13 protein-coding genes are annotated in these 14769 nt (G+C 50.3%); 2 read left to right on the forward strand and 11 right to left on the reverse strand.

Translation table 11 applies throughout. The annotated features are described in order from the left end of the window. Nucleotides 1–344 (forward strand): hypothetical protein (locus ACLJPE_RS20950; RefSeq protein ID WP_212568286.1); only part of this gene is annotated, 344 nt, incomplete at its 5' end. Nucleotides 345–862: 518 nt separating this feature from the next. On the opposite strand, the gene ACLJPE_RS20955 is transcribed toward ACLJPE_RS20950, so the two are convergent. The 3 genes from ACLJPE_RS20955 to ACLJPE_RS20965 all read right to left on the reverse strand — a co-directional run bounded on the left by ACLJPE_RS20955 (nucleotide 863) and on the right by ACLJPE_RS20965 (nucleotide 5602). Continuing rightward, on the reverse strand, nucleotides 863–1084 hold the full coding sequence (locus ACLJPE_RS20955) for a membrane protein (protein WP_000825645.1): 222 nt from the start codon (nucleotides 1082–1084) through the stop codon (nucleotides 863–865). A gap of 235 nt (nucleotides 1085–1319) precedes the next feature. Next, on the reverse strand, nucleotides 1320–4433 hold the full coding sequence (locus tag ACLJPE_RS20960) for an efflux RND transporter permease subunit (RefSeq protein WP_001273283.1): 3114 nt from the start codon (nucleotides 4431–4433) through the stop codon (nucleotides 1320–1322). 11 nt (nucleotides 4434–4444) lie between these two features. Then, nucleotides 4445–5602: an efflux RND transporter periplasmic adaptor subunit gene (locus ACLJPE_RS20965; RefSeq protein WP_000160383.1), complete on the reverse strand. Its 1158-nt coding sequence runs from the start codon at nucleotides 5600–5602 to the stop codon at nucleotides 4445–4447. 412 nt (nucleotides 5603–6014) lie between these two features. Here ACLJPE_RS20965 and envR point away from each other — a divergent pair, with 412 nt between their 5' ends. After that, complete coding sequence (gene envR, locus ACLJPE_RS20970; RefSeq protein WP_001085721.1) at nucleotides 6015–6677, forward strand: acrEF/envCD operon transcriptional regulator; 663 nt, start codon at nucleotides 6015–6017, stop codon at nucleotides 6675–6677. 2 nt (nucleotides 6678–6679) lie between these two features. On the opposite strand, the gene ACLJPE_RS20975 is transcribed toward envR, so the two are convergent. The 8 genes from ACLJPE_RS20975 to ACLJPE_RS21010 all read right to left on the reverse strand — a co-directional run bounded on the left by ACLJPE_RS20975 (nucleotide 6680) and on the right by ACLJPE_RS21010 (nucleotide 14671). Continuing rightward, the gene (locus ACLJPE_RS20975; protein WP_023214450.1) at nucleotides 6680–8779 is read right to left on the reverse strand and encodes a putative bifunctional diguanylate cyclase/phosphodiesterase; all 2100 of its coding nucleotides are present in this window, start codon (nucleotides 8777–8779) and stop codon (nucleotides 6680–6682) included. 150 nt (nucleotides 8780–8929) lie between these two features. Beyond that, nucleotides 8930–9094: a DUF2556 family protein gene (locus ACLJPE_RS20980; protein WP_000620015.1), complete on the reverse strand. Its 165-nt coding sequence runs from the start codon at nucleotides 9092–9094 to the stop codon at nucleotides 8930–8932. 82 nt (nucleotides 9095–9176) lie between these two features. Next, complete coding sequence (gene yhdJ, locus ACLJPE_RS20985) at nucleotides 9177–10061, reverse strand: adenine-specific DNA-methyltransferase (RefSeq protein ID WP_000642611.1); 885 nt, start codon at nucleotides 10059–10061, stop codon at nucleotides 9177–9179. Nucleotides 10062–10146: 85 nt separating this feature from the next. Then, on the reverse strand, nucleotides 10147–10443 hold the full coding sequence (fis, locus tag ACLJPE_RS20990; protein ID WP_000462905.1) for a DNA-binding transcriptional regulator Fis: 297 nt from the start codon (nucleotides 10441–10443) through the stop codon (nucleotides 10147–10149). Between the two features lie 25 nt (nucleotides 10444–10468). Continuing rightward, nucleotides 10469–11434: a tRNA dihydrouridine synthase DusB gene (dusB, locus tag ACLJPE_RS20995; RefSeq protein WP_031602129.1), complete on the reverse strand. Its 966-nt coding sequence runs from the start codon at nucleotides 11432–11434 to the stop codon at nucleotides 10469–10471. A gap of 660 nt (nucleotides 11435–12094) precedes the next feature. Beyond that, a complete protein-coding gene (prmA, locus tag ACLJPE_RS21000) occupies nucleotides 12095–12976 on the reverse strand; it encodes a 50S ribosomal protein L11 methyltransferase (RefSeq protein WP_001145853.1) in 882 nt (293 codons plus the stop codon). Between the two features lie 11 nt (nucleotides 12977–12987). Further along, nucleotides 12988–14439 (reverse strand): sodium/pantothenate symporter, encoded by a 1452-nt coding sequence (panF, locus tag ACLJPE_RS21005; RefSeq protein ID WP_001175682.1) that lies wholly within the window; start codon nucleotides 14437–14439, stop codon nucleotides 12988–12990. After that, nucleotides 14429–14671 (reverse strand): YhdT family protein, encoded by a 243-nt coding sequence (locus ACLJPE_RS21010; protein WP_000340018.1) that lies wholly within the window; start codon nucleotides 14669–14671, stop codon nucleotides 14429–14431. Before ACLJPE_RS21010 ends, panF begins: the two co-directional genes overlap by 11 nt. Between the last annotated feature and the right edge of the window lie 98 nt (nucleotides 14672–14769).

Genomic DNA, 14769 nt, shown 5'->3' on the forward strand with positions numbered 1-14769 from the left:
TGCCGAACTCAGAAGTGAAACGCCGTAGCGCCGATGGTAGTGTGGGGTCTCCCCATGCGAGAGTAGGGAACTGCCAGACATCAAATAAAACAAAAGGCTCAGTCGAAAGACTGGGCCTTTTGTTTTATCTGTTGTTTGTCGGTGGGCACTCTCCTGAGGAGGAGAAATCCGCCGGGAGCGGATTTGAACGTTGCGCAGCAACGGCCCGTAGGGTGGCGGGCAGGACGCCCGCCATAAACTGCCAGACATCAAATAAAGCAAAGGGCCCAATCGAAAGACTGGGCCTTTTTGCATTTATCTTTCTATGGAAAAAGTTATCGGGTAATGACGCCGACGCGTTTTAAACATCTTCGTAGAGTGGATAAAAACCGTTTTAGTAAACGTGATTTCCCGCCATATATCCGCCTGAACCATCGAATGTGAACCGTGCTGAAGTAGATGTACAAACGGCTTTTACTTACGCCACTAATAAGCAATAGAGATATTCGCTGAGGACTGAGAATCTGGCCTATTTGGCTATTTTATTTGCCAGTTTGGCCCTGGGACAGTGCTCAAAATCCTCATGTATTACGTGTATGCTCCGGTTTATATCCAGACTGTCTGTAATAATTACGCCTAATGACCACGCTCTAAGTCTTACTGTATAAAGCCTGTTTGTAATGCGGCTTACGATGCTATCAAGCTACAATTTTGTTTGCATCGGACAAGGAATAGAATAAATACCATCGGGATGGGCGAGTAAGAAAAGAGAGCGTTTTATCGTGTTAACTTTCGGGGGACAGGCTGAACAGATTACGTCGCTGAGTATCCTTACGACCTTTATATTATTACTGAAAGCGCGGCATTGCCGCGCCTGCATGTATCATTTAGAAAGCGCAATGATACCCATCGTCAACCCTGCTACCGCCGCAGCGCCGCCAGCAATAGCGCCTGCTGTCTCCCAGTTATCCTGCGTAGTACCTTTCATACATGTATTGGTATGAACCAGCCGCCCTTGATCGTCATAAACCGGTACGCAGGGAGAATCATGTGCACAACCTGCCAATAAGGTGGTAAGCAATGCAACTGGAATTAGTCTTTTCATGGTGTTACCTCATTAATCAGCGTTTCGCGAAGTACAGCAACGTAAATGCTGGCTCTAACCGCTGCGAAAACGAGAGTTATTTTACCACCACAGAAAAAATGGCCGACATGAGGAATCATCTCAATTCATGTGAATTGTAAAAACTATGGAGAATGCAGAGGTAAGCGGAGAGGGGAATAGCGGAGATAAAGATGTACCGTTTAAAAAGGCGTCCGAAGACGCCTCTGTTTACCGGTTAATCATGATGGCGATTAAATCGGCGTTTTACAACAACGAAGAATACTGGCACGAAGAAGATAGCTAATAAGGTTGCGGTTAACATTCCCCCCATAACCCCTGTGCCTACTGCGTTCTGTGCACCACTACCTGCGCCACGACTGATAACTAACGGCATTACCCCGAGAATAAAGGCCAGCGAGGTCATTAGAATAGGACGTAAACGCATACGGGATGCTTCCAGCGTCGCTTCAATCAATCCACGTCCTTCTTTTTCCATGAGATCTTTGGCGAACTCGACAATCAGGATGGCGTTTTTAGCAGAAAGGCCAATTGTGGTTAACAAGCCAACCTGGAAGTAAACGTCATTGTTCAGACCGCGCAATGACGCTGCAAGCAGAGCGCCAACCACGCCGAGCGGTACGACCAGCATTACCGAGAACGGAATTGACCAGCTTTCATACAGAGCGGCAAGGCAGAGGAAAACGACAATGAGTGAGATTGCGTACAGCGCCGGCGCCTGGTTACCTGACAACCGTTCCTGATACGACATACCTGTCCAGTCATAGCCAATACCGTTTGGCAGCTGTGAAGCCAGGTTTTCCATTAACGACATGGCTTCACCGGTGCTTCGTCCGGGTGCTGCTTCGCCGAGCAGTTCCATTGACGGCATCCCGTTATAGCGTTCCAGGCGTGGCGAACCATAAATCCACCGTGCTGAGCTAAAGGTAGAGAAGGGCACCATCTCGCCATTAGCGCTGCGAACATAAAGATTGTTGATATCTCCCGGCAGCATACGGAACTGAGCGTCAGCCTGAACGTATACTTTTTTCACTCGTCCGCGATCGATAAAGTCGTTAACGTAATAGCCGCCCAACGCCGCGGAGATGGTTTCGTTGATATCAGACAGCGAAACACCGAGCGCCTGCGCTTTTTCTTGATCGACATCCAGCTTGAACTGTGGCGTGTCTTCCAGCCCGTTCGGGCGTACGCGCACTAATAGGTCAGGATGCTTCGCGACCATACCCAGGAGTTGATTACGCGCTTTTGTTAACGCATCGTGACCGAGTCCTCCCTGATCAATCAGCTCAAAGTCGAAACCTGTCGCGGTACCTAACTCGACAATTGCCGGCATGTTGAAGGGGAACACCAACCCGTCGCGAATCTGGCTAAAGGCGCGTGTCGCTCTGGCGATAACGGCTTCGACGCTATTTTCTTCACCGTTACGCTCTTCCCAGGGTTTAAGGCTGACAAATGCCATCCCTGAGTTTTGTCCCTGACCGCTAAAGCTAAAGCCGTTTACGGTAAACACACTTTCGACGTTCGCTTTTTCATTATTCAGGTAGTAATGAGTGACTTGATCCAGCACTTTCTGCGTACGTTCTTGTGTAGCGCCAGAGGGGAGCTGAATCATGGTCAGGAATACCCCCTGATCTTCTTCCGGCAGGAAGGAGGTCGGGAGGCGTAAAAACAGAACCGCCATTCCGACTACAATAAGTAGATAGATAATGAGATAGCGACCCGTATTACGCACGATACCGCTTACGCTGTTAGTATAGTGGTTAACGCTGTGATCAAACCTGGTATTGAACCAGCCAAAGAAGCCACTTTTTTTCTCGTGATGTTCAGCAGATACGGGTTTAAGTAGCGTAGCGCACAGCGCTGGCGTCAGAATCAACGCAACCAGAACGGATAGCGCCATTGCTGAAACAATAGTAATAGAGAACTGGCGATAAATTGCCCCGGTCGAGCCGCCAAAAAAGGCCATCGGGATAAATACCGCAGACAGTACCATCGCGATACCTACCAGCGCTCCCTGAATCTGCGACATGGATTTTTCCGTCGCCTCTCGGGGAGAAAGGTTATCCTCCATCATTACACGTTCAACGTTTTCTACGACCACTATCGCATCGTCAACCAATAGCCCTATCGCCAGTACCATACCAAACATCGTCAGGGTATTGATGGAGTAGCCAAAGGCGGCGAGTACCGCAAAAGTGCCTAGCAACACGACAGGAACAGCAATGGTAGGAATCAGAGTTGCCCGGATATTCTGTAAGAACAGATACATTACCAGGAACACCAGAATAATCGCTTCAAACAGCGTTTTTACCACTTCGTGGATAGATATTTTTACGAAGGGCGTTGTGTCATAAGGATAAACTACCTTCATTCCCTGAGGGAAGAAAGGCTGCAGTTCCGCCAGTTTTGCTTTGATTGCGGTTGCGGTATCCAGCGCGTTAGCGCCGGTCGCCAGTTTAATACCGAGACCGGAGGCCGGTTTACCGTTAATGCGCGCTACAACGTTATAGTTTTCACCGCCAAGCTCAATACGCGCGACATCTTTGAGATGGACGACAGAGCCGTCGGTATTGACGCGCAACGTAACTTTGCCGAACTCTTCCGGATCTTTCAGACGCGTTTGGGCGATGATTGAGGCGTTAAGCTGCTGGCCCGGTAATGCTGGCGTGCCGCCCAGTTGGCCTGCCGCAATCTGGTCGTTCTGTACTTTTAACTGGTTGATGACATCAACTGGCGTGAGCTGGTATTTATTTAGCAGATTCGCATCCAGCCAGATACGCATGGCGTACTGTGCGCCAAATAGCTGAACGTCGCCCACACCATTCAGACGGCTGATAGAATCCTTAATGTTAGAGGCGACATAGTCAGAGATGTCGTCCTGGGTAGTGTTCGGATTATCCGAGACGAACCCGGCGACCATCAAAAAGCTGCTGCTGGACTTTTCAACGCTAATCCCCTGCTGCTGGACTTCTTGCGGCAGTAAAGGCGTGGCGAGCTGCAATTTATTTTGCACCTGAACCTGCGCGATATCCGGATCGGTTCCGGACTGGAAGGTCAGGGTGATGGTCACGCTACCAGCAGAGTCGCTGGTAGAGGACATATACATCAGGTTATCGATACCGTTCATATTTTGTTCGATAACCTGAGTAACCGTATCCTGTACCGTCTGCGCATCCGCGCCAGGATAGGTTGCAGAAATAGAAACCGCTGGCGGCGCAATGGTTGGATACTGCGCAACGGGAAGTTGCATTATTGCCAGTGCGCCAGCCATCATCAGGATAATGGCCAGAACCCAGGCGAAAATAGGACGTCTAATAAAAAAGTTTGCCATGTACGGTTACCTTATTGCGCCGTTTTCGCTGCAGGAGCATCGGTAGTGGCTTTCACCTGGACGCCTGGTCGCGCTTTTTGTAAGCCGCTGACGATGACCTTATCGCCCGGTTTTAACCCTTCGCTGATGAGCCATTTATCGCCAATAGCCTGAGCCGCCACGACATTGCGGGCTTCAACCTGGCTTTTATCGTTAACCACCATCACCATTGCGTCGCCGCGCGGCGTGCGGGTTACGCCCTGCTGGGGGACAAGGATGGCATTGGGCTGGACGCCTTCATCAATGCGGGCGCGCACAAACATACCGGGAAGCAGACTGTGTTGCGGGTTAGGGAAAACTGCCCTGAGCGTGATAGAGCCGGTGCTTTCATCTACGGTAACGTCGGAAAATTGCAGCGTGCCTTTAATCGGGTAGACCTGACCATTTTCCATTACCAGTTGAACCGTGCTACTGGCGCTGTCTTTATGCAGGTTACCTTGTTCGACGGATTGCTTGAGTCGCATAAAGTCGTTGCTTGATTGCGTCACGTCGACATAAATCGGGTCGAGTTGTTGCACGGTAGCCAGTTCAGTTGACTGACCATTAGTCACCAGCGCGCCTTCAGTCACATTAGATTTTCCTATACGCCCGCTGATGGGCGAGGTGACTTTGGTATACGCAAGGTTAATACGCGCGCTTTCAACAGCGGCTTTTGCCGCCACAACGGCGGCATCGGCCTGGCGGGCGTCGGCAATCGCCTGATCATATTCCTGTTGGCTGATATATTTTGTGCCGACCAGTGGAACATAGCGTTTGACCGTCAGGTGCGCGATAGCCGCAGCCGCTTCGCTTTTAGCAAGTTCGCCTTTAGCGCTGTCATAATCGGCCTGATAGGTGGCAGGATCGATCTGATAAAGCGACTGCCCGGCCTCTACATCGCTACCTTCGGTGAAGTTTCTTTTAAGCACGATCCCGCTCACCTGGGGGCGAACTTCCGCAATGCGAAATGCGGACGTACGTCCGGGAAGTTCGGTCGTTACGGCTAGCGGCGCTGTTTCGACCACATGGACGGTGACTTGCGGCTCGCCGGCATGAGCCTGGGTATCTCCCTGGTCATTACAACCGGCCAGCAGCGCAGCAGAGAATATGATGAATGAGGGCAGGAGTGAAAACCTGGCATGTTTCGTCATTACTGTTCCTTAAAAAACCGAAAGCTCGTTATTCACCGGATAACGGTAAGGCGTTAACGCGCGAAAAATAGAATAGCAGTGGGGTATCCTACAAATTATTAGCTTGTGATGTAAGCAATACTTATTTTGGGATGGGGTTCACGGCACATAAAAGCAAAAAAAAGAACTATTCCCTGTCGTTTCATAATGTTCCGATTAGTAAAATCATGATGTTGAATAACATGATTCGAAATATATATTTTATATGAATGTGTTTTATTAATTTATTTGTTTTTATTATTGATTTGGCGGTGTTGTGCGAAATAAAAATAGCTGTCTCTCGTCTGACTAAAAAGGACATGGTAAAGTTGTTTTTTATGCTGAGTATTTTATCAGCGTATTTATCGTTTTTATGGTCCAGGATATCTTAATTATGGCGAAGAAAACGAAGGCGGATGCGCTTAAAACGCGGCAACACTTGATTGAAACCGCTATTGCGCAGTTCGCTTTGCGCGGCGTTGCCAACACGACGCTGAATGATATCGCTGATGCCGCTGATGTCACGCGGGGCGCCATCTACTGGCACTTTGAGAATAAAACGCAGTTGTTTAATGAGGTTTGGTTACAGCAACCACCTTTACGCGAACTTATTCAGGATAGGCTTACGGGATGCTGGAATGATAATCCTTTACAGGATCTACGAGAGAAATTTATTGCAGCCTTACAATATATTGCGGCAGTGCCTCGTCAGCAGGCATTAATGCAGATTTTATATCATAAATGTGAATTCCATAATGGTATGATATCGGAACAGGCCATTCGGGAGAAGATTGGTTTCCATCATCAGTCGCTGCTTGAAGTATTACAGCGATGTATGGATAAAAAGCTGATCTCAGGCAGTCTTGATCTGGATGTCATATTAATTATTCTGCATGGTAGTTTTAGCGGAATAGTAAAGAACTGGTTAATGAATCCCACAAGTTATGATCTTTATAAGCAGGCGCCTGCATTAGTCGATAATGTATTAAAAATGCTAAGCCCGGATGGCAGTGTGAGGCAATTAATGCCAAATGAACAACAGGCGGAAGAAGCCTGAGATTATTTTGAGTTGATATTATATATTGACCTTGTGAATATATTGGCAGGGTCCCGAATATCGCGAGCAATTTCCTCTGCCGTACGCGGCTTGCCAAGCAGGAACCCCTGAAGTGTATGGCATCCTAACTGGGTCAAAAATTGTTGCTGCGTTTCATTTTCTACCCCTTCTGCCACAATTTGCAGATTTAACGCTTTCGCCAGCGCGACAATAGCCGCAACAATGGTCGCGCCGTCGCTTGCCTCGCTGAGTTCATGTACGAAAGCGCGATCAATTTTTAGTTCGCACGCCGGAAGACGTTTCAGATAGAGAAGGCTGGAATAACCGGTGCCAAAGTCGTCAATAGAGGCCTTAACCCCCATTTCCGTTAATCTGGTGAGTATAGCGACGCTTTGCTCTGGCTTGTTCATCGCCGTGGTTTCGGTGATTTCCAGAATCAATAAATCGGGACGGATACTGTGTCGGGCCAGGCTCCGCGTAATGGTGTCCACAAGGCCGGGCTGCTCAAATTGTAAGGCGGAAAGATTTACCGCCACTGACCATAAGGCGTATCCCTGTAAGTGCCACTCGCGTAGCTGTCGACACGCCTCGTCTATCACCCAGCTACCGATAGTGACGATAAGACCCGTTTTTTCCGCCAGCGGTAAAAACTGGTCAGGATTCAGTACGCCTTGTTTTGGATGATACCAGCGCAACAGGGCCTCAAATCCTACAATGGGGCCGGCAGGAGCCTGAAATTTAGGCTGATACACCAGCCTGAGCTCTTGTCTTTCCAGCGCCAGCCACAGATCATTCATTAGCTGAAGCTGGGTTTGCGCCAACATATTCATTGATGGCTGAAAGAAATGGTATCCGTTACGCCCTGTATGCTTCGTGTGGTACATCGCGGCATCGGCGTTGAACATCAGTTCCCGTTCGTTTTTTCCGTCCAGCGGATAGAGCGCTATTCCCACGCTAAGGGTGACGACCAGTTCATACGGATCTATCGTAAAGGGCGCATCTATCGAATGTACCAGCGCGCTGGCAAGGGAAGCCGCTTCGTCAGGCGCGCTGACTTCTGCAAGCAGCACAAATTCGTCGCCGCCAATCCGCGCCAGGGTAAACTGACCGCTCAGCGGGTGGTTCAGACGATGCGTGACCGCTACCAGTAGCTTATCGCCAATATCATGACCATAAGCGTCATTAACGGCTTTAAAGCCATCCAGATCCATAAACAGTAGCGCGAAAGACGTGCCTTCCCGATTCGCTTTGCTGATGGCCTGTTCCAGACGATCCTCAAGGAGTACCCGGTTTGGTAAACGGGTGAGCGTATCATGCAGCGCCAACTGCGCCAGTTCCTGGTTCGCCTGCGCCAGTGAAGAGGCAAGTAGTGCGGTACGGGCCTGAAGCCGGGCGTCAAATAAAGAAACCAGCAGAGTAATGCCCAGGATAGTCAGCGCGACCACGCTGACAAGAACAGCCAGCCAGTTGCTATCGACGCCACGATGCTCCATCGGCCAGTTTTGGGGAAAGTGTGCGGCCTTCATACCGGCGTAATGCATGCCGGCGATAGCTATCCCCATTAATACCGCGGCGCCTGCTCGCCTCAGGGCGACATCTGTTCCCTCATGACGCAGGCGGAACGTGAGCCACAGCGCGCCGCAGGACGCCAGTAGCGCGATAATGATAGAGAGGGCAACCCACGCGCTATTCCAGACGATAATGGAAGCAAATTGCAGCGCCGCCATCCCGGTATAATGCATTGCGCTGATGCCCAGTCCCATCACCAGCGCGCCCGGCAGTAAACGGCGCAGGCGCAGTTTTTCAGCGCTGACCAGCCATAGCGCAAACAGGGAGGAGCCGATCGCGATCAGCATGGAGAGGCCGGTGAGGAACGGATCGAAGCGCATGTTCATCGCGTGATCCATCGCCAGCATCCCGACAAAATGCATCGCCCAAATACCGACGCCCAGCGCGAAGCCGCCGCCCATTAGCCATATTCTGGCGTTTGATCGGGCGCTTCCGGCTACGCGTCCGGCCATATTTAATGCGGTATAGGACGCAAAAATAGCGACAGCAAATGAAACCGCCACAAGGATGTGGTTGTACTCACTAACCGGCATGTATCATTAGCTCATTGGTTATGCAGGAAAAGAAAAGGACGAGACAGTATCACCCCTTCTTTTATCCTCAACGTGTTTTAATTCCCTGTTTTTATAAGGGATAAAAGAAATCCGGGTGATAAATAATCATAGGTTAAATCGCCCGGTTCGCTACTCCAGATCGGTACAATTGATCAATTTGAGAGGGTTAACCGAATCCATGTTTCGGCACTTATCCTGTTCAGTTGCCATCAATTCGATCCATTGCATCAAAAGCGCATCAAAAAGAAAAACGGAGACGGCAAAAACAACCAGCCACCAATACTTACGTATCATCGTCAAATCCTGTGTATTCATGCCCATGCGTGCTGGGAATATACATGAAATTTTGACGCTGAAAAGCGGACTTACAATGCTTTTACTTCTCTGAAGATAGCGCGTTTATCCCGACATTTCGCTGCTTTTTGGACAGGTTTTGTGTTTTTCTCTTTTTGACTTTTGCAAGTTCATTTTCTGAATAATGCGAAGTGACGCTCAATCTTCTGAGCCCCATTTTTACGTACTCATTATTGAGTTCAATACCGATAAACTTACGACCTGACGCCGCTGCGACAGCGCCTGTGGTGAAACTGCCCGCGAAAGGGTCCAATACGGTATCGCTCGGGTTAGAAGAGGCCAGTATGATCCGTTTTAACAGCGCGCTGGGCTTTTGCGTAGGATGGTTTTCATATTCATCCATCAGATAACGTACGCGAGGAAATGACCAGACGTTGCCCGGCACTTTTTTCTGATTGTATGGTTGGGGCGGGTTTTTTCGATAATCGATTAGCGCGCGCTTAGCGCCCGTGGTGGTCTCGACCAGAATCGCGTCACGGTTAAAGGTATAGCTTTTCGGGTTCTTTACCATCATCAGGATCGGTTCATACATAGAACCAAAGTATTTTTTCGCCTGCACCCCGGAACTATCATAGGACCAGACGATACGGCTTTTGATGGTAAAAAGCGTTCGGCATTTGAGATCGATATACGGCATATTTTCTGTGCTATTCATGATGTACATGGTGCCGTGTTTCTTCAGTACGCGGTGGCACTCATCAATGCATTCATACAGCCAGGCCAGAAAAGACGCTTCGTCCCAGGATTCGACCATACCGTCGAAATCTTTTCCGATATTGTAAGGCGGATCGGCAAAAATTAAGTCAATGCTTTCAGAAGGCAGTTTTTTAAGTTCTGTTAGCGCGTCACCGTGAATAATCTTCTTCGATTCATCGCCAAAGTACTGAGGTTCACATTCCGCTTTCATGACCAAATTCCATGTGATGCGTATAAAAAAGGCGCTTCCCCATGCCGAGTAGCGCCTTTTTAAACAAGCAGTTAGCTAATCGAAATTAGTTCATGCCGTATTTTTTTAATTTTTTACGCAGCGTACCACGGTTGATGCCCATCATCAGAGCAGCACGGGTCTGGTTACCACGGGTGTATTGCATCACCATGTCCAACAGGGGCTGTTCTACTTCAGCCAGTACCAGCTCATACAGGTCATTAACGTCCTGACCATTCAGTTGAGCAAAATAGTTCTTCAGTGCCTGTTTAACCGAGTCACGCAGGGGTTTTTGGGTTACCTGATCCTGAGAGTTAACGGTAGAAACGGTCAGTACGTCAGAATTTACGCGTTGTTCGAACATAGTTCTGTCAGCTCTTTATTTCTGTTTACGCAAAATTTTCGAAGTATGCCTCCAACGCCTCCAGCTGTTCGCTGGCGTCCTCAATAGCGTTGAATGTGCGCCGAAACTGGTCGTCTGGAGCGTGCTCCTGGAGATACCAGGAGACGTGTTTACGCGCGATTCGGTACCCTTTTGCCTGACCGTAAAAGTCATGCAGTTCCCGAACATGCGTGCAAAGCAAGCGCTTTACCTCTGTCAGCGGCAGCGGCGGAAGCAGCTCCCCAGTGTCCAGATAATGCTGGATTTCCCGAAAGATCCAGGGTCTTCCCTGAGCTGCGCGGCCTATCATCAGGGCATCCGCCCCTGTATAGTCGAGAACAGCTCTGGCTTTATGCGGGTTAGTAATGTCGCCATTCGCGATAATCGGAATGGAAACTTTCTGCTTAACTGCCCGAATACTGTCGTATTCAGCTTCTCCGTTGAACAAACAGGCGCGGGTGCGGCCATGGATGGTCAGAGCCTGAATACCACAATCTTCAGCCAGTTGGGCAATCTCTACGCAGTTACGGTGTTCCGGCGCCCAGCCGGTGCGAATCTTGAGAGTCACAGGAACGTCCACCGCGTTTACGACCCCGATGAGTATAGACTTCACTAAATCCGGGTACTGCAAGAGGGCTGAACCTGCCAGCTTACGATTCACTTTCTTCGCCGGGCACCCCATATTGATATCAATAATCTGGGCGCCGCTTTCCACGTTAATACGTGCGGCATCGGCCATCTCAACAGGGTCGCTACCGGCAATTTGCACCGTGCGAATTCCTGGCTCATCAACGTGCACCATCCGTAAACGAGATTTATCGCTTTCCCACACTTGCGGGTTAGAAGACATCATCTCGGATACTGTCAATCCTGCTCCCATCTCATAGCACAGCGTCCGGAAAGGTCTGTCAGTAATGCCAGCCATGGGCGCTGCGATCAGGCGATTTCTGAGCTGATATTGTCCGATGCGCATGAGTTAAGAAATGACCATACTGTGACTGCAAGGCGGCGTATATTACGCATTTTTTGCACGAGATGAAAGGCCAAACTTTGAACAATCCACTGTTGTAGATCAATGAATCGTGCTTAAAAACAGCAAAATAAATTTATAATTCAGTAAAATCATAGAGTTATTTATTGTCGGCGGTTTTGTACGCGCTTACAAATTCCCGTAACTTCTCTCTATTTCTTCGACCAGAAACAAGATAAACGGAATAATCTGCTTTTTTTATAAGCTAATTACCCCAAATGAATGGGATCGCCGTCTCGTTTCAGGACAAGATCACTTCCCGCTGCGCGTGACTTTTCTCCATTGCCAGTCGGAAGGGGGCACACAGATGCGCTTTTGTGTTCATGAATGGCACGCATAAATTTTTCCAGCTGTGCTGAAGAGCGCGTTAGCGGATGCTGCAGAACAACCCGGACAGCATTACTAAGTACGAGGGCGATGGCTGCGACCCGTTAAAACGCCAGTACCTTTTGTCCGCTGGTAGCAGCTGTTTATCCAGACGGATAGTGACAAAGAAGTCATTTCAGGCATTCATTTGATGAATTTAATGATGTCTCGGTGCCTGAAAGGCGTTAAGGCAGTTGTGTGGAGAAAAGCGTGGCCGGGCGACCACGCTGACAAGAATTATTTCTTACGGCCAGTAATGCGGCACCACTCTTCTTTTTCGACGACCGGGTCGAGAGTAAAAAGCTCGGCGTAAGCATCGCAGACGCTTTCCGCCTGGCTGGCGAGAATACCTGAAAGCCCCAGCAGACCGCCCTCAACGGGCAGTACGCTGATTAACGGAGCCAGTTCGCGTAATGGGCCTGCCAGGATGTTAGCGACGACCACGTCGGCTTTCATGGCTTCTGGCTGGTCTTTCGGCAGGTACAGCTCCAGCCGGTCAGACACGCCGTTGCGTTCGGCATTATCGCGACTGGCCTGAATAGCTTGCGGATCGATATCAATACCAATCGCCTTTGCCGCTCCCAGCTTCAGCGCGGCAATCGCCAGAATGCCTGAACCGCAGCCAAAGTCGATCACGGTTTTGCCGTTGAGATCGAGCCCGTCCAGCCATTGCAGACATAAAGAAGTGGTGGGGTGCGTACCCGTACCGAACGCCAGTCCCGGGTCGAGCATCACGTTGACGGCATTCTCGTCCGGAATGTCACGCCAGCTGGGACAAATCCACAGACGCTCGCCAAAACGCATCGGATGGAAATTATCCATCCATTCGCGTTCCCAGTCTTTATCTTCCAGTTGTTCGATTTTATGGGCAAATCCGGCACCCAGCAGCGGATGTTGCTCCAGAATCGCGACAACTTCTTTCATGTCGGTTTCGGCGTCGAACAGACCGATCACATCGGTATCGCCCCACAGACGGGTTTCGCCCGGCAACGGCTCAAAAACCGGCGTATCGTGCGTATCCTGAAAGGTAATGGAAACGGCGCCCGCTTCCATCAGCGCATCACTCAGCTCTTCAGCATTCGCGCCGGTGGTATTCAGTTTCAATTGGATCCATGGCATGGCAAAACTCTTTATTTATCAGTAGACAATACGGTGGCTTGCGAAGCGGAAGAGCCGAATCGGTTTCCGATCAGAAAAGCCAATAAACTTAACAGTAACGCGGGCACAATCGGATGAAAGCCCAGGTACTGAATATTAAATGTGGCAAGTAGGGCATATAGCACGCCGCCCACGATCATGGCGCTTAGCGCGCCTGCCGCGTTTGCCCGCTCCCAGTAAAGGCCCAATACCAGCGGCCATAAGAACACCGCTTCCAGGCCGCCAAACGCCAGCAGGTTGAGCCAAATGATCATCTCTGGCGGTTTCCATGCGGCCAGCAGCAACAGCGCGCCTAGCAGTAAAGTAATCGCTGCCGACATACGCTTCAGCCGGATCTCATTTTGCATCTGATCGGGGCGTAGATTGAGATAGAGATCTTTAATGATCGTCGCGGAACTTTGCAGCAGTTGGGCGTTAATTGTTGACATGATCGCCGCCATTGGCGCAGCGAGGAAGATCCCGGCGGCAAACGGCGGCAAAACTTTCACCATTAGCGTTGGGATCACCAGATCCGGCACCGTCAGATCCGGAAGCACCGCGCGACCCAGCGCGCCGGCAAGGTGCATCCCGAACATTAAAATCGCCACGACAATCGTACCGATAATAATGCCCCGGTGTACCGCTTTACTGTCTTTATAGGAGATGCAGCGCACCGCCGTATGCGGCAGGCCAATCACACCAAAACAGACCAGTACCCAAAAAGAGGTCATAAAGGCGGGAGAAAGTATGTCATCGGCGCCCTGCGGCGTTACCAGTTTGGGGTCGAGAGCGTGCAGCGTGTCAACGGCCTGACTTAGACCGCCCGCCGCATGGATCACGCCCACCAGCAGCACTATCGTGCCGACCAGCATCACCAGGCCCTGTAGCGTATCGTTAAGTACGCTGGCGCGAAAGCCGCCAAACGCCGTATAGAGTGCGATACTGACGCCAAATATCAGCAGGCCGGTTTCGTAGGGAATTCCCGCCGCAGTTTCCAGCAGTCGCGCGCCGCCGATAAATTGTACGGTCATTGCGCCAATAAACGCGACCAATAAACTCAGGCTTGCCAACCACACCAGCAGGCGGCTTTGGTAACGAGCGAATAGCATATCGTTAAGCGTGACGGCATTATAGCGACGCGCCAGGATAGCGAATTTTTTACCCAGAATACCCAGTGAAAGCCAGACGGCGGGAAGCTGGATCATCGCCAGCAAGACCCAGCCCAGACCGTATTTATAAGCCGCGCCGGGACCGCCGATAAATGAACTGGCGCTAATATAGGTGGCGGTAAGCGTCATCGCGAGCACGATCCCGCCCATCGAACGGCTGCCAAGAAAATATTCGTTTAAAAAGGTGCCGGCGGTACGCTTGCGCATAGCGTAAATCGAGACCCCGAAGACCACGATCAGATAGGCTACCAGCGGTAGAATGACCTCAAGCTGCATCGTCATCCTCCAGCGAAATATCGCGATAAATGAATTTCACCATCGCCCAGCACAGCAAAATAAAGACCAGCGGCGTCAATAAGCAGGCCATCTCGAACCAGTGCGGCAGACCGGTAATTCCCGGCGAGTCTCCAGGTAAGTAAGCAGCCACTAACCATGCTGCCAGATAGCAAAGGGTCAGCCACAGCGCCCAGCGCGCCTCTTTATGGGCCTGAACAAAACGAGCGTCCATTTTTTGTCCCTTATGGGTGAAGAAAGCGGGAATTGTACATGATGGGGCATCGCTATCCCCAGAAATAAAAAAGGCCGGATTCACCGGCCTTTTGAGAT

Origin of the sequence: Salmonella sp. SAL04196 (assembly GCF_046550835.1) — a bacterium.
Classification (GTDB): domain Bacteria; phylum Pseudomonadota; class Gammaproteobacteria; order Enterobacterales; family Enterobacteriaceae; genus Salmonella; species Salmonella enterica.